This window comes from Porphyrobacter sp. YT40, from assembly GCF_006542605.1.
Taxonomy (GTDB): Bacteria; Pseudomonadota; Alphaproteobacteria; order Sphingomonadales; family Sphingomonadaceae; genus Erythrobacter.
Map to the genome: position 1 here is coordinate 3,645,033 of NZ_CP041222.1, position 20,886 is coordinate 3,665,918.

The following is a 20,886-nucleotide window of genomic DNA, read 5'->3' on the forward strand; positions in this document are numbered from 1 at the left end:
TAAGGGGTGGGAATGACCTGGGCCAAGGAACTCGAAGAACTGCGGCAACGCGAAGCCCTCGCCGAGCAGATGGGCGGCGCGGACAAGGTTGCGCGCCAGCATGGGCGCGGGAAGATGGACGCCCGCGCGCGGCTCGCGGCGCTGTGCGACGAAGGCTCCTTCCGCGAGATCGGCAAGATCGCGGGCAGCGCGAAGTATGACGCCAATGGCGACCTCCAAAGCGTCACCCCCGCCCCCTTCCTGTTCGGCAAGGCCACCATCAATGGCCGACCCGTCGTCGCCACCGCCGACGATTTCACCATCCGCGGCGGCGCGGCGGATGCGGGGATTGCCCGCAAAATGGTGCAGGCCGAGATGATGGCGCATCAGTTGAAGCTCCCGATCATCCGCATGATCGACGGGACGGGCGGCGGCGGCAGCGTCAAGACGCTCGAACAGATCGGCGCGACCTACATTCCCGCCGTGCCCGGCTGGGGCGATGTGGTGACCAACCTCGACACCGTGCCGGTGGTGGCGCTGGCGCTGGGGCCGACAGCGGGCCTCGGTGCGGCGCGCACGGTAGCGAGCCACTATTCAATCATGGTGAAGGGCCTCTCGCAGATCTTCGCCGCCGGCCCCGCCGTGGTCGACGGGCTGGGCGAGGCCTACAAGGGCGGCGCGGCCAATCACGAGGAGGCCAAGGAAGCCCTAGGCGGCAGCGCGATCCATACCCGCAACGGCGTGGTCGATGACGAGGTGGCCTCGGAGGCCGAGGCCTTCGCCCGCGCGCGGCATTTCCTCGGCTTCATGCCCGAATATGTCGGCCAGCCCGCCCGCCGCGTCGAAACCGGCGACCCGGCGGACCGGCGCGAGGAGGCGCTTCTCTCCCTAGTGCCGCGCGAGGAGAAGCAGGTCTATTCGATGCGCCGCTGCCTCGAGATGGTGTTCGATGCCGGCACCGTGTTCGAAATCGGCCGCCACTGGGGCCGCGCGGCAATCACCGCTTTCGCCCGGCTCGATGGCTGGCCGGTGTGCGTCATTGCCTCAGACCCCAGCTACCTCGGCGGATCGTGGGAGGCCAAGACCTCCGAGAAGGTCGAGCGCTTCGTGCGCCTTGCCGACCAGTTCCGCTTGCCCATCGTCCACCTCGTCGACAACCCCGGCTTCATGATCGGGCGCGAGGCGGAGATGGCGGGGACGATCCGCTATGGCGTCAATGCGATGAATGCGATCTACCGCGCCACGGTGCCGCTGGCGTGCGTGGTGCTGCGCCGCGCCTACGGCATCGCCGGGAGCGCGATGAGCAATGCCGAGCGCTACCAGTACCGCTATTGCTGGCCGAGCGGCGACTGGGGGAGCCTGCCGATCGCGGGCGGGCTGGAGGTCGCCTACAAGTCGGAGCTGGAAGCCTCCGACGATCCGGCGGCGCTGCTGGAGGAAATCCGCGCAAGGCTCGCGAAAGTCACCTCGCCCTTCCGCAGCGCCGAGCGCTTCAATGTCGAGGACATCATCGACCCGCGCGACACGCGGCCGCTGCTGTGCGAATTTGCGGGGCTGGCGTGGAGAAGGCTGGGGACCGAGAGCTAGGCTTAAACGGCCTGATTATTCGGTTCCGCGCCCAATGCCGCTTCCGCATCCGACGGCCCGAACAGCTTGCCCTTCTCGCTCAGCAGCACCAGCACCAGACAGGAAAGCCCGCTCGCCAGCAAGGCCAGCGCCAACGGGCGCGCGGTGCCGTCATAGGCGTAGCCGATCGCCCCGCCCAGGAGCGCGGCGGTGGTCATGCGCACGAAGCCATGCGCCGAGCTCGCCGCGCCGGCGATATTGAAGAAGGGGTTCATCGCGATCGAACCGAAATTGCTGCCGATAAAGCCGAGCAGCGCCATGTTGATCGCCATCAGGGGCACGAAGACCCACAGCTCTTCTTCGGGCTGGAAAGCGAAGAACACCTGGCACGCGCTCACCCCGATAAAGGCGAACAGCGCGGTGTGGCTCACCCGGCGCGCGCCGAAGCGCTCGACGATGCGCGAATTCGACCAGCTCGCCACCGCCATCGACCCGGCGCAGATCGCGAAGATCCGCGGGAAGATATCGCCCGCGCCGAAGGTCTCGGTGATGAGCTGCTGCGAGGAATTGATGAAGCCGAACAGCGCGCCGAACACCAGCGCGCTGCCGATCACGTAGCCGAAAGTGCTCGGCAGGGCGAGCGCGCGGGTCATATTGCGGGCGATGGTGCGCGGCAGGATCGGCTGGCGGTTGGCCTCGGTCAGGCTCTCGGGCAGGCGGATGAAGACCCACAGGCCCATCGCTACGCCCAGCACCGCCATCGCTGCGAAGATCGCGCGCCAGCTACCGAAAGTTTGCAGGATCGCCTCGCCCACGGTCGGCGCGACGGCGGGCACCATCAGGAAGATCACGAAGATCAGGCTCATCATCCGCGCCATCTTGTCGCCGCCCACGCGGTCGCGGATGATGGCCGGTGGCAGCGCGACGATTCCGGCGGCGAAGAAGCCCTGCACCGCGCGGATCGCGATTAGCGCGTCGTAGCTGGGCGCGAGCGCGCAGAACACCGAGAGCACGATATAGACCGCCACCGATCCCAGCAGGATCGGTCGCCGCCCGAAACGGTCCGCCAACGCGCCGGGCACCAGCGAGCCGAGGCCGCCGGTCAGCAGATAGATGCCGATCACGAATTGCCGGTCGTTCCCGCTCACGCCCAGATCGGCCGCAAGCGGATCGAGCGCGGGCAGGATGGCATCGATGCCGAAGGCGTTGAGCGCCATCAGCAGCGCCATCATCCACAACAGCTCGGTATCGCCGAGAGCCTTGCGCGCAGGGATCGAGGGGGCGTGCGAAGTGGCCATCTGGGGGCCCTTGCCCGCCGGTTCGCCCGATGACCACTGTTCTTTTCGCATCTGCACAAAATGATGCGCCGCGCGAAATGTTCCAGCAACGGTTCCTTCCCGCAGCCCAAGGTTCTATTTGCACGGGCATGGCCGCGCCGCCGCCCCTTTCCGCCGATGACGATGCGCCCGCAGACCAGCCCGGTCTGCGCAAGATCATCCATGTCGACATGGATGCCTTCTTCGCCAGCGTCGAACAGCGCGACAATCCCGAATTGCGCGGAAAGCCCGTGGCGGTCGGCGGCGCGGGCGGGCGCGGGGTCGTGGCGGCGGCGAGTTACGAAGCGCGCAAATTCGGAGTGCGAAGCGCCATGCCCTCGATCACGGCCAAGCGGCTGTGTCCGGACCTCATCTTCGTGAAAAGCCGCTTCGATGCCTACAAGGAAGCCAGCCGTCAGATCCGCCGGGTGTTCGAGCATTACACGCCGATCATCGAGCCGCTGAGCCTCGACGAGGCCTATCTCGATGTCACCGAAGACCGGCTCGGCATCGGCAGCGCCACCCGCATTGCCACGCTGATCCGGCAGGAAATCCGCGCCAAAACGCAGCTGACCGCCAGCGCGGGGGTGAGCTACAACAAGTTCCTCGCCAAGCTCGCCAGCGACCAGAACAAGCCCGACGGGCTGTGCGTGATCCGCCCCGGCGAAGGCGCGCAGTTCGTCGCCGGGCTGCCGATCCGGCGGTTCCACGGAGTCGGGCCCAAGGCCGAGGCGAAAATGCAGAAGCTGGGCATCCTCACCGGCGCGGATCTCGCTGCGAAGGACATCGCCTTCCTGCGGCAGCATTTCGGCAGCATGGCCGATTACCTGTTCCGCGCCGCACGGGGGATCGACCTCAGGCCCGTCGCCGCGCACCGCATCCGCAAGTCGGTCGGCGGGGAGCGGACGTTCTCGGAGGACATCGGCAGCGGCGGGGCCCTGCGCGATACGCTCGAAACGATCATCGGCATCGTGTGGGAGCGGATCGAGGCGGCAGGCGCGCGGGGCCGGACGGTGACACTGAAGCTGAAGTTCACCGATTTCCAGATCATGACGCGCGCGACCTCGCTGCCGCACTTCGTCGAGGGCCGCGAGGAATTCGCCCGGCTGGCGCGCGCACTGCTGGAGGCGGAACTGCCGCTGCGCGGGCCGATCCGGCTGATGGGGCTGACGTTGTCGGGGCTGGAAGGGGCCGAGGACGACAAGCCGCCGCGCGACGAAGCGCAATTGCGGTTGCTCTAGTTCCGTCCGGTTCCCCGCCCCTTCCACACCGCGATCCGCGCGCGGGTGGTGGTGCCCAGCGGTTCGGGCAGCGAGTGCGAGGGGAAGAACCGCGCCACCGTCACCTCGCGGCGGTCGGGCTGCGGACGCTGGTCGCACACGGCGGTGAAGATATGCGCGGTGTGGGGCGAGCCCGACAGCACCTCTTCCAGGGTGCCAATCGGCTCGAACCTGGGCAGATCGACGCCGAGTTCTTCGCGCACTTCGCGCCGGGCGGCCTCGACCGGGTCTTCGCCCTTGCCGAGCCCTCCGCCGGGCAGGCTCCACACGTCGGGGCCATAGGAGTGTTTCAGCAGCAGCACATCGCCCGCGAGATTGGTGATGATCACGCTCACCCCCGCAATCGGGGCCTTGCGCCAGCGCCGCCAGCGGTGCCTTACGCGGTGCGCCAGCGGCAGCAGCGCACGGTGGAGCGGAGCGGGGACGAGGTGCGGCATCAGGCGAACACGGTAACGGGAATGCCGCGCCGCCGCGCCTCGCCGAGCAGGCGTCCGATGGGCAGGTCGTTTGCGCCGCGCATGGCGGCTTCGAACACGGCGCGCTTGTCCGCCGCGCCGCCGAGCGTGAAGACCAGCGCCTGCGTGTCGCACAGCGCCGGGATCGTCAGCGTGATACGGTCGAAGGGCGCGTGGGCGGGGAGTGGGTCGGGGGTCAGGCGGCGGATCGCCATAGGGTCATCGACCTTGGGGTCGGTGTTGGGGAACAGCGAGGCAATGTGCCCGTCCGGCCCCATGCCGAGCCAGGTCAGCGCGAAGGCGGGCGGGGCGGCGTCCTCGGCCAGCGGCACGATGGCCGCGCCTGCCGGTTCCAGCAGCGCGCGGATCTTGCCGGTGTTGGAGGCAACGTGGTCTTCGGGGACGATGCGGTCGTCATTGGGCCAGACCTGCCAGCCGCTCCAGTCGACCCCGCCGCGCTCGATCAAGCTTTCCAGTATGGGAAAGGGGGTCGATCCGCCGGGGATCGTGATCGCACCCGAACCGTCAAGTCGCAGGGCAAGCCAATCGGCAACGGCACCGGAATCGGCGCCTTCGATCATCGTGATGTCGTCCATGCCCGCACCATAGCAAAAGGGCCGCTCCCGGCAATGGGAGCGGCCCTTCTATAACGTCGGGCTATGGTGTCAGGCCGAGACCTGTTCCCCGAGAATCGAGCTCAGGAACCACACCCGCTCTTCGGCCATGTCGGTCCAGTCGTCGAGCAGGCCGTCGGTGGCGTTGTCGCCGGATTCTTCGGCCAGTTCCTTCATGCCCTTGAGGCGATCGACCATCTTCTGGTTATCGTCGCGCAGTTCCTTGACCATGTCGTCGGGCGCGACGTCGGTCTTGTCCTGATCCTTGATCTGGGTGTGCTTGGCGACCGCGCCAATCGAGGTCAGCGTCATGCCGCCCTGCTTGCGCACGCGCTCACCGATCACGTCGATCTGGTTGCGGATCTCTGCAGCCTGCTCGTCAAACAGCAGGTGCAGGTCGCGGAAGCGCGGGCCGGTGATATGCCAGTGGAAGCTCTTGGTCTTGGTGTAGAGCGCGAAGTGATCGGCCAGCAGACCGTTGAGTTCGTCGATAAGGGCGGCTTTCGAATTGGCTTTCTTGTCGGCCATGGGAATCTCCATTGGTGTTGGCGGCGCGAAAATGCCGCGCCTGCATGACAGGGTTGCCGATACAACAGCGCAGCGACGAAAATGTTTCATCGCTGCCGCACTTCGCCCGCTATGGCTGGTGGTCATGCCGCGGGGAAGCGGGAGTCCAGTCCGACGAACAGCGCCGCCAAAGCGAGCCCTGCAGCAAGAATGAGGCGCAGCGTCCGCAGCGGCCAGCGCGCCAGCGTCGCGCCTCCCGCGCTCCACCCGGCCGCCACCGCCGCCGCCCCGCCCAGCGCGCCGCCCAGTCCTGCGGTGAATGGCACGGCGCTCCACGCCGCCAGCGCGAAGACGGCAAAGCGCGCGCCATCGCCGATCTGCCGGGCGAGCAGCACGATGGCGATTGCACCCAGAGAGCGGGTCGGTTCCTGCGGCGATTTCAGGCGCACCGGAAACGCCAGCTCCAGCGCCGCAGCCCCCAGCGCAAAGGCGACCAGCATCTGCCCGGCACGGCGCGGCAGGAGCGCGGCGAATTCGGCGCCGATCCATGCCATAGCCGCCGCCGAGGCAATCGCGGAGAGCACCGCCACCGCCAGCAACCCCCGGCTCGGCCCCAGACCATCGGCCCAGCGCGCCACCATCCACTGATCGCGCCCGCCTGTCGCCAGCGCGAAGGTCAGCAGCGCGGCGATCAGGAACCCGTCCACGCCCTCTCCGTCACCCTGCTCCCGTCACGCGGCCCACGGGCCGGTGATCGCCAGCGTCGCGGTCGGCCCATAGGCGTTGACGAACAGCACCCGGCCATCGGGGGAGAAGCATCCGCCCGCCAGTTCGGTCTGCGCGGTCAGCCGGGCGAGGGTATAGGCCTCGCCCGCCGGGGTGATCCCGCGAATGTGGTTGTCGACGATGGCGGTATATTGGTCCTCGCACACGATCAGGTGCCCGTTGGGGGCGACGGTGAGGTTGTCGCCGTAATCGAACTGGTCCTTGCTTGCGCTCTCGAAGAACAGCTCGATCGAATCGGGCGCGCCCGCGAGGCCCGGCGTGAGCCTCAGAATCTGCCCCAGCTGCTGCGCCCCGCCGCTGGTGCAGCAGGCGAAAACCTCGGACTGCCCGCGCTGCACGCCCATGTGCAGCCCTTCGCCCCGCGCGATCAAAGTCGCGCCCTTGGCGGCGGCGCGCAGGCGCAGGTCGTCTTTGGGAGCCTCGAGCTCGTCGAGGTCGATCCATGTGACGCGGTAGGGCTTGCGCAGTGCCATCAGCGCGGTTGCCCAGTTGCGCGAATCCGGCAGACCCTCGATCGACATCGCCTGAAGCCGCCCGCCCTCGGCCAGCCTGCCGGGGGTTCTGGGGATGAAGCGGTAGAGCACCCCGTCGTCGCGGTCTTCGGTCATGTAAACGATGCCGGTCGCGGGATCGACCGCGGCGGCCTCGTGATTGAAGCGGCCCATCGCGGTGAGCGGAACCGGATCGACCAGCCCGCGCGCCGCAGCGGGGACTTCGAACACCCAGCCGTGGTCGCGCTCCAGCCCGTCGCCATAGGGTTGGCCCGGTCCGGTCGGTGCTTCCTCGCAGGTCAGCCAGCTGCCCCACGGCGTCACCCCGCCCGAGCAATTGCGGATCGTGCCGCCGAGACTTCGGAACTGGCGTTTCACGGTGAGGGTCGCCGCGTCGAGCACGATGGTGGTGGTGCCGCCGGGGACATATTCGCCATTCCGCTTGCCGAAGCCCTTGGCGATCGGCCCGCCCGCATCGTGGCGCGGTTGCAGCTCGTGATTGCGCACCAGCGCGATCTCGCCATTGCCAAGGTCGAAGCAGCCCATCCCGTCGGCGCGGTCGGGCACGGTCCCGCCGTCGTCCATCGCATCGCCGAGGCGCGAGATCACGCGGTAGGAGAAGCCTTCGGGCAGATCGAGCAGCCCGGCAGGGTCGGGGCGCAACGGGCCATAGCCCGCAAAGCCGCCTGCTGCGGGGCGCACCGCGCCAGGCGCGCCGTCGCGCCCCGCAGTGCGGATCGTGCAACCGCTAGCGGCCAGAGCGGCAAAGGCGGAGGCTGTGGCGCCGAGGAAGCGGCGGCGGTCGGGCGCGGGGGCGATGAGAGTCATGCCCGGCGGTTTACCGGCCCCCCTCCAGCGCGGCAAGCACCTCGTCCCAGCGCACATATTTGAAGTTTTGCGCAGCCGGCGGGTTGATCCCGTCCTGAGCGATGAAGAGGCCTCCGGGGAAATCGGGACCGAAATCGCGATTGTCGAGCGCGATCCCGTCGGTTTCCTCGGTCGCGCCGAACGCCCCGGCTGTGATGCGGAAACGGCCGAGTGGTTCCATGCCGGGAAGACGATAGACGGCATAGGCATTGTCGCCCTGCGAGGAGGCGACCAGATAGCCGCCGTCGGTGCCTTCGGGCGCGATGGCGAGGCCCTCGACATCGGCGACCAGCATCCGGTTGTCCACCGCCGCAACCAGCCGCTTGGCCCCGGTCGCCATGTCGATCGCCCAGATTCCGGCGTCTTCCTCGCCAATATAGAGCGTGCCGGTGCGGGTGTCGGCGATGCAGCCTTCGGGCTGGCTCGGCACAGTGGCGAGGGTGCGGACGCTGCCGGCCGGCAGGTCGAGACCGAAGGTGCTCTCGTAGATCACGCCGTTCTTGGGCGCGCTGTAGACGGTGACCTGACCATTGGGCTTCACCGCGCCGAAGCAGATGCCATAGCCTTCCCCCGGCCCGACCGGCCGCCGCCCGACCGCGGTCAGCACGCCCGTGCGGGTGTCGAGCAGCGAGAGGTGGAGATGGGCCGTGGCCAGATCGCTGCGGTCGCTCGCCGCGACCAGCACGCGGCCATCCGGCAGTTCGACCAGATCAACGTTGTTGAGGCCCGGAGCGGGCAAGAAATCCTTCTGCGTGCCCTTGAGGTCATAGACGTAAAGGCCGCCCTTCTTGTCGGTGCCGACGATCAGGCTGGCGCCAGGATCGGCCGCATTGCGCCAGATCGCCGGATCGTCCGCCGCATCTTCCTTGGCGGTGCCGACTGGGGGCGTCTCGACCCGCGCGGTCACGCTCACCGCCGGATCGCCCGTGATCGCCGGAACCGTCGCACAGGCGGCGGTGATCCCGAGCGACAGCAGGGCAAGGCTGTGACAGGGCCGGAGCATCAGAAGTTTGCCCTCACCCCGAATTTGAAGGTCGAGCCATAGGCCTCGTATTGCAGCAGGCGACGGCGGTCGTTGAAGTTCTGGAAGGCGAAATACTTGGCGTCATTGACGTTGATCCACTCGGCAAAGACGCGGATCTGCTTGGTGATGTCGTAACGCGCCGACAGGTCGAGCTGGAAGTGGTTGTCGACGAAGCGATCGGTTGCCGCATCGTCGCCCAGCTCGTCGAGATAGCCATCGCGATAGGTGCCCGCAGCGCGCAGATCGAGCCCGCCCTTGCTGTAGCCGAGCACCACGTTGAAGGTGTTCTTCGATGCCGAGGGCAATTCGATGTCGCGCAGGTCGGCAAGATCGCCGTCGGTCGGCACCGTTCCGGTCGCATCGGTATAGGTGTAGTTGGCCTGAAACAGCATACCGTCGAAGGGTGCAGGCAGCATGTCGAAGGTCTGCGCGAAGCTCGCCTCGAAGCCGAAGATGTCGCCGGCATCGCCGTTAATCGGGATCAGCGCTTCCTGATAGTCGACACCGTTGAAGCTGCCCGGATCGCCGTCGCGGATCAGCACCTCGAAGTTCTTCACCCGTTTGTAGAACACGCCTGCGGTGATCGCGCCGTTGCTGCTCATGTAATATTCGACCGTCGCGTCGAAATTCCACGCTTCGAAGGGCTGAAGATCGGGGTTGCCGAATTCGGCTTCGCCATCCTCGTTGATGGTAAAGCGCGGGGCGAGGCGCGACAGGCGCGGGCGCACCAGGCTGCGATAGCCCGCGGCGCGCAGGATCAGGTCGCTCTGCGCGGCATAGCGCAGCGTCAGGCTGGGCAGCCACTGGGTGTAGTCGCGTTCGAAGGAAACGGGCGTGACGGTCACGTCGGGTTCGGCATCGAGCACGGTGTTGCCGTTGAGTTCATTGCTGGTGCGCTCGACCCGCACGCCGCCGATCGCCAGCAGCGTGCCGGTTTCATAGCGACCCATGAGGTAGCCCGCGGTGATATCCTCGGTCACGCTGTAATCGCTGATCGCCGAGCCGAGCGCGGTTTCGTAATCGTTGACTTCAAAGCTCGCGATATTGGCGAGGTAGAAATCGGTCGGGCCGGTGCGGCTCGACATCGGGCCGAGATCGACGATCGGATAGCGATAGGGCCCGAGCACGTCGGCCAGCGTATAGCTGCCGTCGAAGCCGTCGTAGAAGGTCAGGTCGAAATCATAGCTCTTGTCGCGCCAGCGCTGCTTGGCCCCGGCCTGCACGGTCAACTCGCCATCGCCGAGCGCGAAGACGCGGGCGATATCGGCCTTGAGCGCGAATTCCTCGTCCTGGCTGTCCGACAGGTCGGTAAGTTCGAGGCGGTTGAAGCCGTAGCGTGCCGGATCGTTGAACGCCGCAGCCCCGCCGGTCAGGGTGTAGAGCGGCACACGCTCGTCGCTGAAATCGAAATCGAGGCCCACCCCGGCATTGGTGAAGCGCGCGCGGAAGCGGGTCGGGTCGAGCGAGAAATCCTCGCGCTCGGTCGACTTGGCGTAGCTGGCCAGCCAGCCCAGCTTCCATTCGCCCGTGTCGGTATCCCCGCCCAGCACCAGCGAGCGGATGCGCTGACGCTCGAAGCGGTCCTTGTTGTCGCGGCGCACTTCGATGCGGCTGCCGCCCGCAGCGGTGGTGTCGCTGAACTGCGCACCGTCGGCATCGCCGCTCACCGGTGCGCCATCGGGCAGGATCACCAGCCGGCGGCGGTATTCCTGATCGTCGAACTGGCTCCAGTTGCCGCGCAGGTAGAGCTTGGTGGTGTCGCTGGCGCGCAGATCGAAGGAGAGGTAGCCGCTGATGCGGGTGCGCTCGACGTCGTAGTCGCGATATTCGATCCCCGGCGAGTAATCGACGCCATTGTCGCTTTCCCAGAAATCGGCCTCGACATTGTCGGTTTCGAACTTGCGCTCGTAATAGCTGACACCGCCCGCGATGCCGAAATTCTCGCCCAGCCGCTTGGCAAAATCGAGCGCGCCCTTGGGGGTCACCGCGTCGGCATATTCGTTGTAGCTGCCTTCCGCGGTGAGGGTCAGCAGATCCTTCTTGCGGTCGAACACGCTGGGGGTGCGGATCTCGATCGAGGCGCCGATGGTGTCGGCATCCATGTCGGGGGTGAGCGATTTCTTGACCTCGATCGATTCGATCAGGTCGGACGACAGCACGTCGAGCGCCACCGCGCGGGTGTCGCTTTCGGGCGCGGGCAGGCGCACGCCATTCAGCGAGGTCGCGTTGAGCTGCGGGTCGAGGCCGCGCACCGAAACGAAGCGGCCCTCGCCCTGGTCGTTGAGGATGTTGACTCCCGGCAGGCGGCGCAGGCTTTCGGCGACGTTCTGGTCGGGAAACTGGCCGATCGCATCGCGGGTCAGAACATCGGAGACGCCGTCCGCCGCCTTCTTGCGCGACAGCGCGGAGGCGAGGTTCGCGCCTTGGCCGAGCACGAGGATGTTCGAGCCGCTCTCACCCAGCACGAAGTTCTGCCGCACCGTACCGGTGGCCGGAACGGTGACTGTGAACTGCTGCGGCTGCGCGCCGACATAGCGGGCGGTGACGGTGTAGGTGCCCGCCGGGACGTCCCCGATCAGGTAGCTGCCGTCACGCTGGGTCACGGTGCGGCGGCCGAGCTCCTCGACCACCACTTCCACCGCGTCGAGACCGGCGGTTTCGCTGGCGTCGGCGACGACCCCCGCGATTTCCCCGGCAAAGGCGGGCGCGGCAAGACTGGCAGCGAGCGCCAGCGCGGCGCTGCCTGTGGCGAGACGGATGGATTTCATCGAATTTCCCCTGTGTCTGCCCGCCGGTGCGGGCGCTTTCGGGGCGCGGTTAGCGCAGGGTCGTGACAGCCGGGCGACGGGCCGGTTACGGATCGATGACGGCGGCGGGTGTGGCGCAAATGTCGCGAATTCGAGAGGTGGCGCAGGCGGCATTAAGGTTCTAGCCTTGTGTCAAATCCATCAGGAGAGGACAGGGATGAAACTGGAACCGGGCATGGCGGTGGTCGTCACCGGCGGGGCGAGCGGGCTGGGCAAGGCGAGCGCGCAAGCCTTCGCCGATGCGGGCCTCAAGGTCGCGATCTTCGACATTAACGATGAAGCGGGCGAGGCCCACGCGAAGGCGATCGGCGGCACGTTCCACCATGTCGACATCATGGACGAGGCCAGCGTCGAGGCAGGTTTCGCTGCCGCGCGCGCCGCGCACGGGCAGGAGCGTGTGACGCTCCACTGCGCGATGGCTTCGCGGCGCGGCAAGACGCTGGGCTGGGACAAGGACGCGGGAGCCTACAAGCGGCTGTCCACCGAAGACTACGCCTTCGGGGCCGAGGGCATTCTGGTCGCCAGCTACCGCGTCGCCAGCATCTCCGCGCTGGGCATGGCCAATGCGGAACCCGTCAACGACGATGGCGAGCGCGGCTGCATCATCCTCACCGCCAGCGTCGCAGCGCAGGACGGGCAGATCGGGCAGGTGATCTATGGCAGCTGCAAGGCGGGGGTGAACGGCCTCGTGCTGCCGATGGCGCGCGATCTGATGGACATGGGAATCCGCGTGAACTCGGTCATGCCGGGTATCTTCGCCACCCCGCTGATGCTGGGGATGAAAGACCGCAACCCGCCGATGTGGGCGCAGCTCAATGCCTCGGTGCCCTTCCCGAAGCGCCTCGGCGAGCCGGAAGAATTCGCCAGCCTCGTGCTGGAGATCGCGCGTAACAGCTACATCAACGGCCACCAGTTCCGGCTCGACGGGGCGATAAGGATGCCGCCGAAGTAAGAGAGCAGCACCACCGAAGCCGTCAGGCTTCGCAAGCGCGACCGCGCGCCGGCCGGCAGGCCGCCCGCCCGGAGGCGTTCGCGAAGCGAACAAGCCGCGAGGGAAAACAAATGACCACCGCCACCAACGAATACCCCACCCGGGCCTATGGTGCGACCGCGCCCGACAGCGGCGTCGGGCCGATGCAGATCACCCGACGGGGCCTGCGCCATGACGATGTGCTGATCGAGATCACCCATTGCGGCATCTGCCATTCGGACCTGCACGCGTCGCGCAACGACTGGGGCGGGACGACCTATCCGATCGTGCCGGGCCACGAGATCGTCGGCATCGTTGCCGAGGTCGGAGAGAGCGTCACCCGCCACAAGGTCGGCGACCGGGTGGCGATCGGCTGCATGGTCGATTCCTGCATGGAATGCGCGCATTGCGAAGCGGACTATCAGCAATATTGCCGCAATGGCGGGATGACCGGCACCTATAACGGCACCGACCGGCGCGACGGCTCGCCCACCTATGGCGGCTATTCCGAACGCATTGTGGCGCGCGAGGAATTCGTGCTCAAGGTGCCCGACGCCCTGCCGATGGCCGAGGCCGCACCGCTGCTGTGTGCGGGGATCACGTCTTACTCGCCGCTGAAGACATGGAAGGTCGGCCCCGGTAGCAAGGTCGCGGTCGCCGGGCTCGGCGGGCTCGGGCACATGGGCGTGAAGCTGGCGGCGGCGATGGGGGCGGAAGTGACGGTGCTCTCCCGCTCGGAAAGCAAGCGCGCGGATGCGGAGAAGCTCGGCGCCCACGCTTTTCTCAACACCACCGACAGGGACGCGATGAAGGCGGCGCGCGGCACCTTCGATATGGTGCTCAATACCATTCCCGTGCGCCACGACGTGACGCCTTACCTCCACCTGCTGCGGATCGACGGGGTGCAGGTGCTGGTCGGCATGATCGACATGCTGCCCGAACTCCATACCGGCGTGCTGCTGGGCCGCAAGGTGCTGACCGGCAGCGGCATCGGCGGCCTCGCGGAAACGCAGGAAATGCTCGACTTCTGCGCGGACAAGCAGATCCTGCCCGAGATTGAGGTGATCGCGATGCAGGATATCGCCACCGCCTACGAGCGGATGGAAGCGAGCGACATCAAGTACCGCTTCGTCATCGACATGGAGAGCCTGCGCGGATGACGTATCGACCCCGCCCGGCGCGGGGCGCTATGACACCTGCAAACTGTTGCAGGATTGCCACGCAAGAAAGTTTTATGAACCGCTACGCAAACATAACCTTTGTGCGCTGCACAAGGTTGGTCGATTATGTCCGCGACGTGACGGGAACCCGATTCTTCGGATAAAACATCCTGCACGCGCCACGCAGGTGGAACGATCCAAACCTCTTCATGGAGCGTTCCTTATGTTCATTCGTTTCGCATCGGCCGCCTCGGCTCTGACCCTTGCCGCCGTTGCCATGCCCGCTTTTGCGAGCGACGCCGGCGCCGCTGAGGCCGCCACCGACACCACCCAGGACGAAGAAATCGTCGTCGTCGACACTGCGGCGGACGACACCGCCGTCGCCGTGCGCGCCATCGCGCCGATCGATCTGGCGACCGCCACCGGTCAGGAAGAAACCCCGGCGATCACCGTCTCGGGCTCGGCCACGCTGGCCTCCGACTATCGCTTCCGCGGCGTGTCGCAGACCGATGAAGGCATGGCGATCCAGGGCGGCCTCACCATCTCGCACTCGAGCGGCTTCTACGTCGGCACCTGGGGTTCGAACCTCGCAGGCTGGGGCACCTTCGGCGGCTCCAACATGGAGCTCGACATCTTTGCCGGTTACGCCATGCCGGTCGGCGAAGGCACGCTCGATGTCGGCGTGACCTGGTTCATGTATCCGAGCGGCGCGGACACCACCGACTTTGCCGAACTCTACGCCAAGCTTTCGGGCGATATCGGACCGATTGGCCTGACCGCGACCGTCGCCTACGCCCCGCAGCAGGAAGCGCTGGGCAATGCCTTCCCGGTCGGCGCCGCGCCCGATCCGGGCGACAAGGAAGACAACCTCTACCTTGCCGGTGACATCGTCTACGGCATCGCCGACACCCCGATCAGCCTGAAGGCCCACCTCGGCTATTCGGACGGCAACCCCGGTCTCGGCCCCAACGGTACCTCCATCGCGCCGACCGGCACCTATTTCGACTGGCTTGTCGGCGCGGACGTTTCGCCGATCGAGGGCCTGACGCTGTCGGTCGCCTATGTCGACACCAGCATCACCGAAGCCGAAGCCGCCCGCATCCGCCCGAACTTCGCCACGCTGGCGGGGGATTCGATCTCGGACGCGACCGTGGTGTTCTCGATCACCGCTTCGTTCTGATCGCAACCGATGCAGGAGAGGGGGCGCTCTGCCACGCGGCGGAGCGCCCTTTTTCCGTTGCGCCTTCCCTTTTGCGCCCCCCGCCGATAGGTTTTGCGGCGCAACCCGAATTGCGGGGCAAAGGGAGAGACAGATGATACGGATCGCGGCTCTGGCGACCGGTGCGGCCGTTCTGGCGCTGACACCGACCAGCGAGGCTCTGGCGGGCAAGCGCTACGAAGCCACGATCACCCGCACCACTTACGGCATCCCCCATATCGAAGCGCGCGACTGGCGCGGGGTCGGCTACGGCGTCGCCTATGCCTATGCCGAGGACAACCTGTGCCTGCTGGCCGAGGAATTCGCCACCGTGGCGGGCGAGCGGTCCAAGCACTTCGGACCGGAAGCCAAGGCGGTGCTCGGCTTCGAGGAGATCGACAACCTCTCCTCCGACATCTTCTTTCGCGCGGTCGTCGATCTGCCAGCCTTGCGCGAGGGCGCCAAGGCGTTGCCCACACGGGTGCAGGGGCTGATGGATGGCTATGTCGCGGGCTATAACCGCTTCCTGAAAGACGCCGGCGCGGACGGCATCCCGGCCGAATGTCGCGGCAAGGCGTGGGTGCGCCCGATCACCACCGACGACATGCTGCGGCTCAACGAAAAGCAGATGCTGCTCGCCAGTTCGCTGAACCTTGCCGCCGCCATCGCCAATGCCGCCCCGCCGGGCAGCCCCGCGCCCAAGGTGGCGATCACCATGCCGGATCCGAAAGAGCTCGGCATCGGCAGCAATGGCTGGGCCTTCGGGGCCGAGACCACCGCCGACGGGCGCGGGCTGGTGATCGGCAATCCGCACTTCCCGTGGAAAGGCCCCGCCCGCTTCTGGCAGATGCGTGTGAAGGGGCCGGAGGGCTACGAGGTGATGGGCGTCGGCCTGGCGGGCACGCCGCTGCCGACACTGGGCTTCAACAAGGATGTCGCCTGGACCCACACCGTTACCGAGGCGCGGCACTTCACGCTCTACCAGCTGACGCTCGATCCCGCCGACCCGACCCGCTACATGGTCGACGGTGCCAGTGAGGCGATGACCACGCAGACCGTCTCCGTGCCGATGCCCGAAGGCCAGCCCGCCGTCACTCGCACGCTCTACACCACCCGTTTCGGCCCGGTCTTCGTGGTGCCGACACGCGGGATCACCTGGAGCGCGCAGAGCGCCTTCACGCTCAAGGACGCCAATCGCGGCAACCAGCGCGGGATCGAAGCGTGGCTGCGCATCGGCGAGGCGAAGAACGTCGGCGAGGTGCAGGCCGCAGTCAGCGAGACGCTCGGCATTCCGTGGGTCAACACCATCGCCGCCGACCGCTACGGCGATGCGCTTCACGCCGATGTGACGGCAGTGCCCAATGTCTCGGCGGAGACGATCAAAGATTGTTCGCCGCCGATTGCCGGGCTGTTCGCCGAATTCGCGGTGCTGCTCGATGGCGCGCGGTCGGCCTGCGACTGGGAGATCGCCGAGGGCACGCCTGCCCCCGGGTTGATGCCCGCAAGCGATCAGGCGGCGACCGTCACCCGCAGCTGGCTGACCAATTCGAACGACAGCTATTGGCTCAGCAATCCGGCGATGCCCTATCGCGCTCTGTCGCCGATCCTCGGACGCCATGCCACCGCGCGGTCGCTGCGCACCCGCTCGAACTTCGTGGAGACCGCTGCGCTGCTGGCGGGCGGCACAGTCGATCACGCCCGCGCGCAGGATTTCGCCTTCGCCAACAAGAGTCTCGCTGCCGAGATGGCGGTGGAGCCGATCGTGAAGCTGTGCGCCGACCGGGCGATCCTGCCACAGACGGTCGGGATCGGTTGTTCGGTGCTGGACGGATGGGACCGCCGCTTCGACAACGCCAGCCGCGGCGCGGCGCTGTTTCGCGCCTTCTGGCCCAAGGCCGCGCGCCTGTCGGGCCTCTGGACGGTGCCTTTCGACGCCGCCGACCCGGTGAACACGCCGCGCGGTCTGGCGACCGAAGGCGACAAGGCCGACAAACTGCTCGCCGCGCTGGGTGAAGCGGTCGAGGAACTGGAAAAGGCCGGCATCGCGGTCGATGCGCCGTGGGGCGACGTGCAGCGGGTGATGGCGGGCAATGAAGCGATCCCGATCCACGGCGGGCCGGGCGGGCTCGGCATCCTCAACGTGCAGGAAGCCGCCGCCGCGCCCTGGGGCCTGACCCCGCGCCACGGGACGAGCTATATCCAGATCGTCGGCTTCGACGAGAACGGGCCGGTTGCCGACGCGATCCTGAGCTATGGCCAGTCCACCAACCCCGCCTCCCCTCACGCTATCGACCAGATCCGCGCCTATGCCGCAAAGAAATGGCACCGCCTGCCGTGGCACGCCGAGGCGATCGAGGCGCAGGCGCTGGGCAAGCCCAAGCGGATCGCGGAATAGGGCGGCACGCCGTGGCTCCGCTTCCCAAGGCGCTCGCCTTCGACGTGTTCGGCACGGTGGTCGACTGGCGCACCAGCGTCGCGCGCGAATCCGCCGGGTTTCTCGAAGCCATCGGCCTCGGCGCACGCGATCCGGCTGCCTTTGCCGACGCATGGCGCGCGCAATATATCGCCGCGATGATCGGCATGAAGGCCTCGGGCCGCGATTTCGTGGTGCTCGACGTGCTCCACCGCGAAATGCTGGAGGCGACCTTGCGCGATTGGGGTGCCGATCCGGCAGACCTCGACCCGGAGCTGCTCGCCGAATGGAACCGCGTGTGGCACCGGCTCGATCCCTGGCCCGACACCGTCGTCGGGCTGACCCGGCTGAAGACGCGCTTTCCCATCGTCACGCTCTCCAACGGCAATGTCGCGCTGCTGCTCGCGATGGCGCGGCGCGCTGGCCTGCCGTGGGATGCGATCCTCGGCGCGGAGGTGAGCGGGTTCTACAAGCCCGACAAGCGCGCCTATCTCCGCACCGCCGAGATGCTGGGCATTGCTCCTGCCGAGCTGTGCCTCGTCGCCGCGCATCACGGTGATCTCGCCGCCGCGCGCGCCGCCGGGCTGTCATGCGCCTATGTCGACCGCCCGCAGGAATATGGCGGCGCGCCCGCGCCCGATGCGCATCACGAACAGGCGTGGGAGTGGTCGGCGACCAGCCTCACCGACCTCGCCGACCGGCTCGGATGCTGAGCACGGCCGCGAGCGCTTTGCGTCATTCGCCCCTCCCCGCTTGACCGCACCCGCTTCGACGCGGCAAGGCTGGGGCCTGCCCGGTGTTGGGCGAAGCGGTGAGGAATGTTGATGGCGAAGGTGTTCAAAGGGCGGTGGCTGGCGATGCTGGCGGCCGGTATCGGGCTGGGGCAACCGGCGGCTGCGCAGTCCTTTATCGAAGGGCAATTCGATCCCGCGATCCCGACGCTCACCGCCACGGTCGGCCATGCGCCGGGCACGCGGATCACCTCGCCCGATCAGACCTATGCCTATCTGAAGGCGCTCGCCGAGGCCGCGCCCGACCGTGCGCAGCTGGTGCAATATGCGACAAGCTGGGAGGGCCGACCGCTCTATTACCTCGTGCTCTCCGCGCCCGCCAACATGGCCCGGATCGACGCGATCAAGGCCGACATGGCGAACATCGCCGCAGGCCGCGCGGGCAATGGCGCGGCGCTGCCGGTGACCTGGTTGACCTACGGCGTTCACGGCAACGAGATTTCCTCGACCGACGCTGCGCTGATGACCGCCTATCACCTCCTCGCCGCCGAGGGCGATGCGCGCGTGGCGAAGATCATGGCGAACACAATCGTCGTCATCGATCCGATGCAGAACCCCGACGGACGCGCGCGCTTCGTCAACAATTTCCTCGCCTCCACGGGGATCGAACCGGCGGGCGACCGGCAGGCTGCCGAGCATGACGAACCGTGGCCGAGCGGCCGGGTCAACCACTACATGTTCGATCTCAACCGCGACTGGTTCACGCTCTCCCAGCCCGAAACCCGCGGCAAGGTCGCCGCGATCCGGCAGTGGAACCCGGTGGTGGTCGTCGACCTCCACGAGATGAGCGGGGACGAGACCTATTTCTTCAGCCCCGCCGCCCAGCCCTTCAATCCCAACCTCACCCCCGCGCAGGTCCGCGCCTACGAGCTGATCGGCCGCTACAACGCCGCCGCCTTCGACGCGCGCGGCGAGCCCTATTTCACGCGCGAGGTCTATGACCTGTTCTACCCCGGCTACGGCGACACCTGGAACGCGCATCAGGGCGCGATCGGATCGACCTACGAACAGGGATCGGCGCGCGGGCTGGTGTGGGAAAGGCGCGACGGGACCGAGCTGACCTATGCCGACGGGGTGGAAAACCACTTCACCGCCAGCCTTGCGACCGCTGCTGCGGTGGCCGACAATGCCCAGAAATTCCTCTCCGATTTCGCCGCCTATCGCAGCGGCAACGCCAGCGGCGCGGCGGGGCGCGGCACCTATGTGATCGACCTTGCCACACGGCGCTGGAACGCCGAGCGACTGGGCCGCCGCTTGGCCGAACAGGGCATCACCGTGCTGCGGCGCGAAGGCAGCGCGAGCCTGTGCGGGCGCAACTATCCGGCGGGCTATCTCGCCGTGCCGCAGGCCCAGCCCGCCGCGCGGCTGATCCGCAGCCTGCTCGACCGTGACACCCCGCTGCCGCCCGATTTCCTCGCCGAGCAGGAGCGTCGCCGCTCGGTCGACCTGCCGCACGAACTTTACGATGTGACCGCCTGGTCGGTCGGGCCGATGGCAGGGGTCGACGTGCAGCTATGCAACGCGCCTGCCAGTGGCGATCCGTTGAGTGCCGCCGCTCCAATTACCGCCAAGACCGAAGGCAGCGGCAGCTTCGCCATTGCCGTGCCGTGGACCGACAGCGGACAGGCGCGGCTTGTCACCCTCGCCCTGCGCGAAGGGATCGACGCGCGCGTCACCGACCGCGCTTTCTCGACCGGCGGGCGCGAATTGCCGCGCGGCACGGTGGTCTTCCCCGCGGGCAGCAACACGCCCGAGAAGATGGCGCGTCTCGCCGAACTGGCCCGCGAGGTGGGCGCGCATACGGTGGCGATGGAGAGTGGGTGGGTCGACAGCGGCCCGAACCTCGGCAGCGAGCATTTCGCGCGCCTCACCCTGCCGCGCGTCGCGGTGGCGTGGGACGACGGGGTCTCGCAACTCTCCGCAGGGGCGCTGCGCTACGTCCTCGAACAGCGCATCGGCTTGCCCGTCACTCCGATCCGCACCAGCCGCCTCGCCCGCGCCGACATGAGCGATTACGACGTGCTGCTGGTGCCCGAGGGCGATCCGTCGGGCGTGCTCGGCGAAGGCGGCCAGCGCGCCATCCGCAGCTTCGTGCAGCGCGGGGGAGTGCTGGTGGCAATCGGCGACAGTCTCGAGGCCTTCAGCGGCGGCGACAGCCCGCTGCTGGCGGTGAAGCGCGAGGCCGCGCTGGGGCGCGAGCCCGATGCCGCCGGAGACGATGCCAAGGGCGGTCTTGCCGAGGCGGTCGCGATCACCAGCGACGCCGAATATCGCGAGGCGATCAAGGATCAGGCCGCGCTGCCCGATACCCTTCCGGGCGCGCTGCTCAACGTGGTGGGCGAGCCCGATCACTTCCTCTCGGCAGGTTACGACAAGGGCGCGGTGGTGCTGGCGACGGGGACGCAGATCTTCACGCCGCTGGGCCGGGACGAGGGCGTCAACGTGATGCGCTTTGCCGCCCCGGGCAATCTCATCGCCAGCGGCTATGTGTGGGACGAGAACCGCAAGCAGCTCGCCTACAAGCCCTATCTGATGGCGCAGCGACAGGGGCGCGGGCTGGTGATCGGCTTTGCGCATGACCCCTCGACCCGCGCCTATCTCGAAGGGCTCGACCTGTTGATCGCCAACGCGGTTCTGGTCGCGCCCTCGCGGGTGCGGTGAT

16 protein-coding genes are annotated in these 20,886 nt (G+C 67.5%); 8 read left to right on the forward strand and 8 right to left on the reverse strand.

The annotated features are described in order from the left end of the window. The first annotated feature begins 12 nt into the window (after positions 1–12). The gene (locus tag E2E27_RS17125; protein ID WP_141461228.1) at positions 13–1,566 is read left to right on the forward strand and encodes an acyl-CoA carboxylase subunit beta; all 1,554 of its coding nucleotides are present in this window, start codon (positions 13–15) and stop codon (positions 1,564–1,566) included. A 2-nt stretch (positions 1,567–1,568) separates the two neighbouring features. On the opposite strand, the gene E2E27_RS17130 is transcribed toward E2E27_RS17125, so the two are convergent. Beyond that, positions 1,569–2,843: a multidrug effflux MFS transporter gene (locus E2E27_RS17130; RefSeq protein WP_141461230.1), complete on the reverse strand. Its 1,275-nt coding sequence runs from the start codon at positions 2,841–2,843 to the stop codon at positions 1,569–1,571. Between the two features lie 128 nt (positions 2,844–2,971). Between E2E27_RS17130 and dinB the strand changes: the two genes are divergently transcribed. Continuing rightward, positions 2,972–4,102 carry a DNA polymerase IV gene (gene dinB / locus E2E27_RS17135; RefSeq protein ID WP_141461232.1) on the forward strand — a complete coding sequence of 377 codons (1,131 nt, stop codon included), beginning with the start codon at positions 2,972–2,974 and terminating at the stop codon, positions 4,100–4,102. On the opposite strand, the gene E2E27_RS17140 is transcribed toward dinB, so the two are convergent. The 7 genes from E2E27_RS17140 to E2E27_RS17170 all read right to left on the reverse strand — a co-directional run bounded on the left by E2E27_RS17140 (position 4,099) and on the right by E2E27_RS17170 (position 11,653). Continuing rightward, positions 4,099–4,578 (reverse strand): NUDIX hydrolase, encoded by a 480-nt coding sequence (locus E2E27_RS17140; protein WP_141461234.1) that lies wholly within the window; start codon positions 4,576–4,578, stop codon positions 4,099–4,101. The two genes, dinB and E2E27_RS17140, sit on opposite strands and share 4 nt — an antisense overlap. Then, positions 4,578–5,192, reverse strand: coding sequence for a 6-phosphogluconolactonase (locus tag E2E27_RS17145; RefSeq protein WP_141461236.1), 615 nt, complete (start codon positions 5,190–5,192; stop codon positions 4,578–4,580). Before E2E27_RS17145 ends, E2E27_RS17140 begins: the two co-directional genes overlap by 1 nt. 69 nt (positions 5,193–5,261) lie before the next feature. Beyond that, entirely contained in the window at positions 5,262–5,738 is a 477-nt protein-coding gene (locus tag E2E27_RS17150) for a Dps family protein (RefSeq protein ID WP_141461238.1), read from the reverse strand. A gap of 122 nt (positions 5,739–5,860) precedes the next feature. Continuing rightward, positions 5,861–6,424, reverse strand: coding sequence for a hypothetical protein (locus E2E27_RS17155; RefSeq protein WP_141461240.1), 564 nt, complete (start codon positions 6,422–6,424; stop codon positions 5,861–5,863). 24 nt (positions 6,425–6,448) lie between these two features. After that, on the reverse strand, positions 6,449–7,822 hold the full coding sequence (locus tag E2E27_RS17160) for an alkaline phosphatase PhoX (protein ID WP_141461242.1): 1,374 nt from the start codon (positions 7,820–7,822) through the stop codon (positions 6,449–6,451). 10 nt (positions 7,823–7,832) lie between these two features. Beyond that, positions 7,833–8,864 carry a phytase gene (locus E2E27_RS17165; protein ID WP_141461244.1) on the reverse strand — a complete coding sequence of 344 codons (1,032 nt, stop codon included), beginning with the start codon at positions 8,862–8,864 and terminating at the stop codon, positions 7,833–7,835. Continuing rightward, positions 8,864–11,653: a TonB-dependent receptor gene (locus E2E27_RS17170; protein WP_141461246.1), complete on the reverse strand. Its 2,790-nt coding sequence runs from the start codon at positions 11,651–11,653 to the stop codon at positions 8,864–8,866. The genes E2E27_RS17165 and E2E27_RS17170 overlap by 1 nt, the downstream gene beginning before the upstream one ends. Before the next feature lie 196 nt (positions 11,654–11,849). Here E2E27_RS17170 and E2E27_RS17175 point away from each other — a divergent pair, with 196 nt between their 5' ends. From E2E27_RS17175 to E2E27_RS17200, 6 genes are all read left to right on the forward strand, one after another. Next, positions 11,850–12,644, forward strand: coding sequence for an SDR family oxidoreductase (locus E2E27_RS17175; RefSeq protein ID WP_141461248.1), 795 nt, complete (start codon positions 11,850–11,852; stop codon positions 12,642–12,644). Between the two features lie 110 nt (positions 12,645–12,754). Continuing rightward, positions 12,755–13,822 (forward strand): NAD(P)-dependent alcohol dehydrogenase, encoded by a 1,068-nt coding sequence (locus tag E2E27_RS17180; RefSeq protein WP_141461250.1) that lies wholly within the window; start codon positions 12,755–12,757, stop codon positions 13,820–13,822. A 223-nt stretch (positions 13,823–14,045) separates the two neighbouring features. Continuing rightward, a complete protein-coding gene (locus E2E27_RS17185; protein WP_141461252.1) occupies positions 14,046–15,002 on the forward strand; it encodes a TorF family putative porin in 957 nt (318 codons plus the stop codon). A 133-nt stretch (positions 15,003–15,135) separates the two neighbouring features. Continuing rightward, positions 15,136–17,415, forward strand: coding sequence for a penicillin acylase family protein (locus E2E27_RS17190; protein WP_141461255.1), 2,280 nt, complete (start codon positions 15,136–15,138; stop codon positions 17,413–17,415). An 11-nt stretch (positions 17,416–17,426) separates the two neighbouring features. Further along, positions 17,427–18,146 (forward strand): haloacid dehalogenase type II, encoded by a 720-nt coding sequence (locus E2E27_RS17195; protein ID WP_234036108.1) that lies wholly within the window; start codon positions 17,427–17,429, stop codon positions 18,144–18,146. A 111-nt stretch (positions 18,147–18,257) separates the two neighbouring features. Then, positions 18,258–20,885 (forward strand): M14 metallopeptidase family protein, encoded by a 2,628-nt coding sequence (locus E2E27_RS17200; RefSeq protein WP_234036109.1) that lies wholly within the window; start codon positions 18,258–18,260, stop codon positions 20,883–20,885. Position 20,886 lies beyond the last annotated feature (1 nt).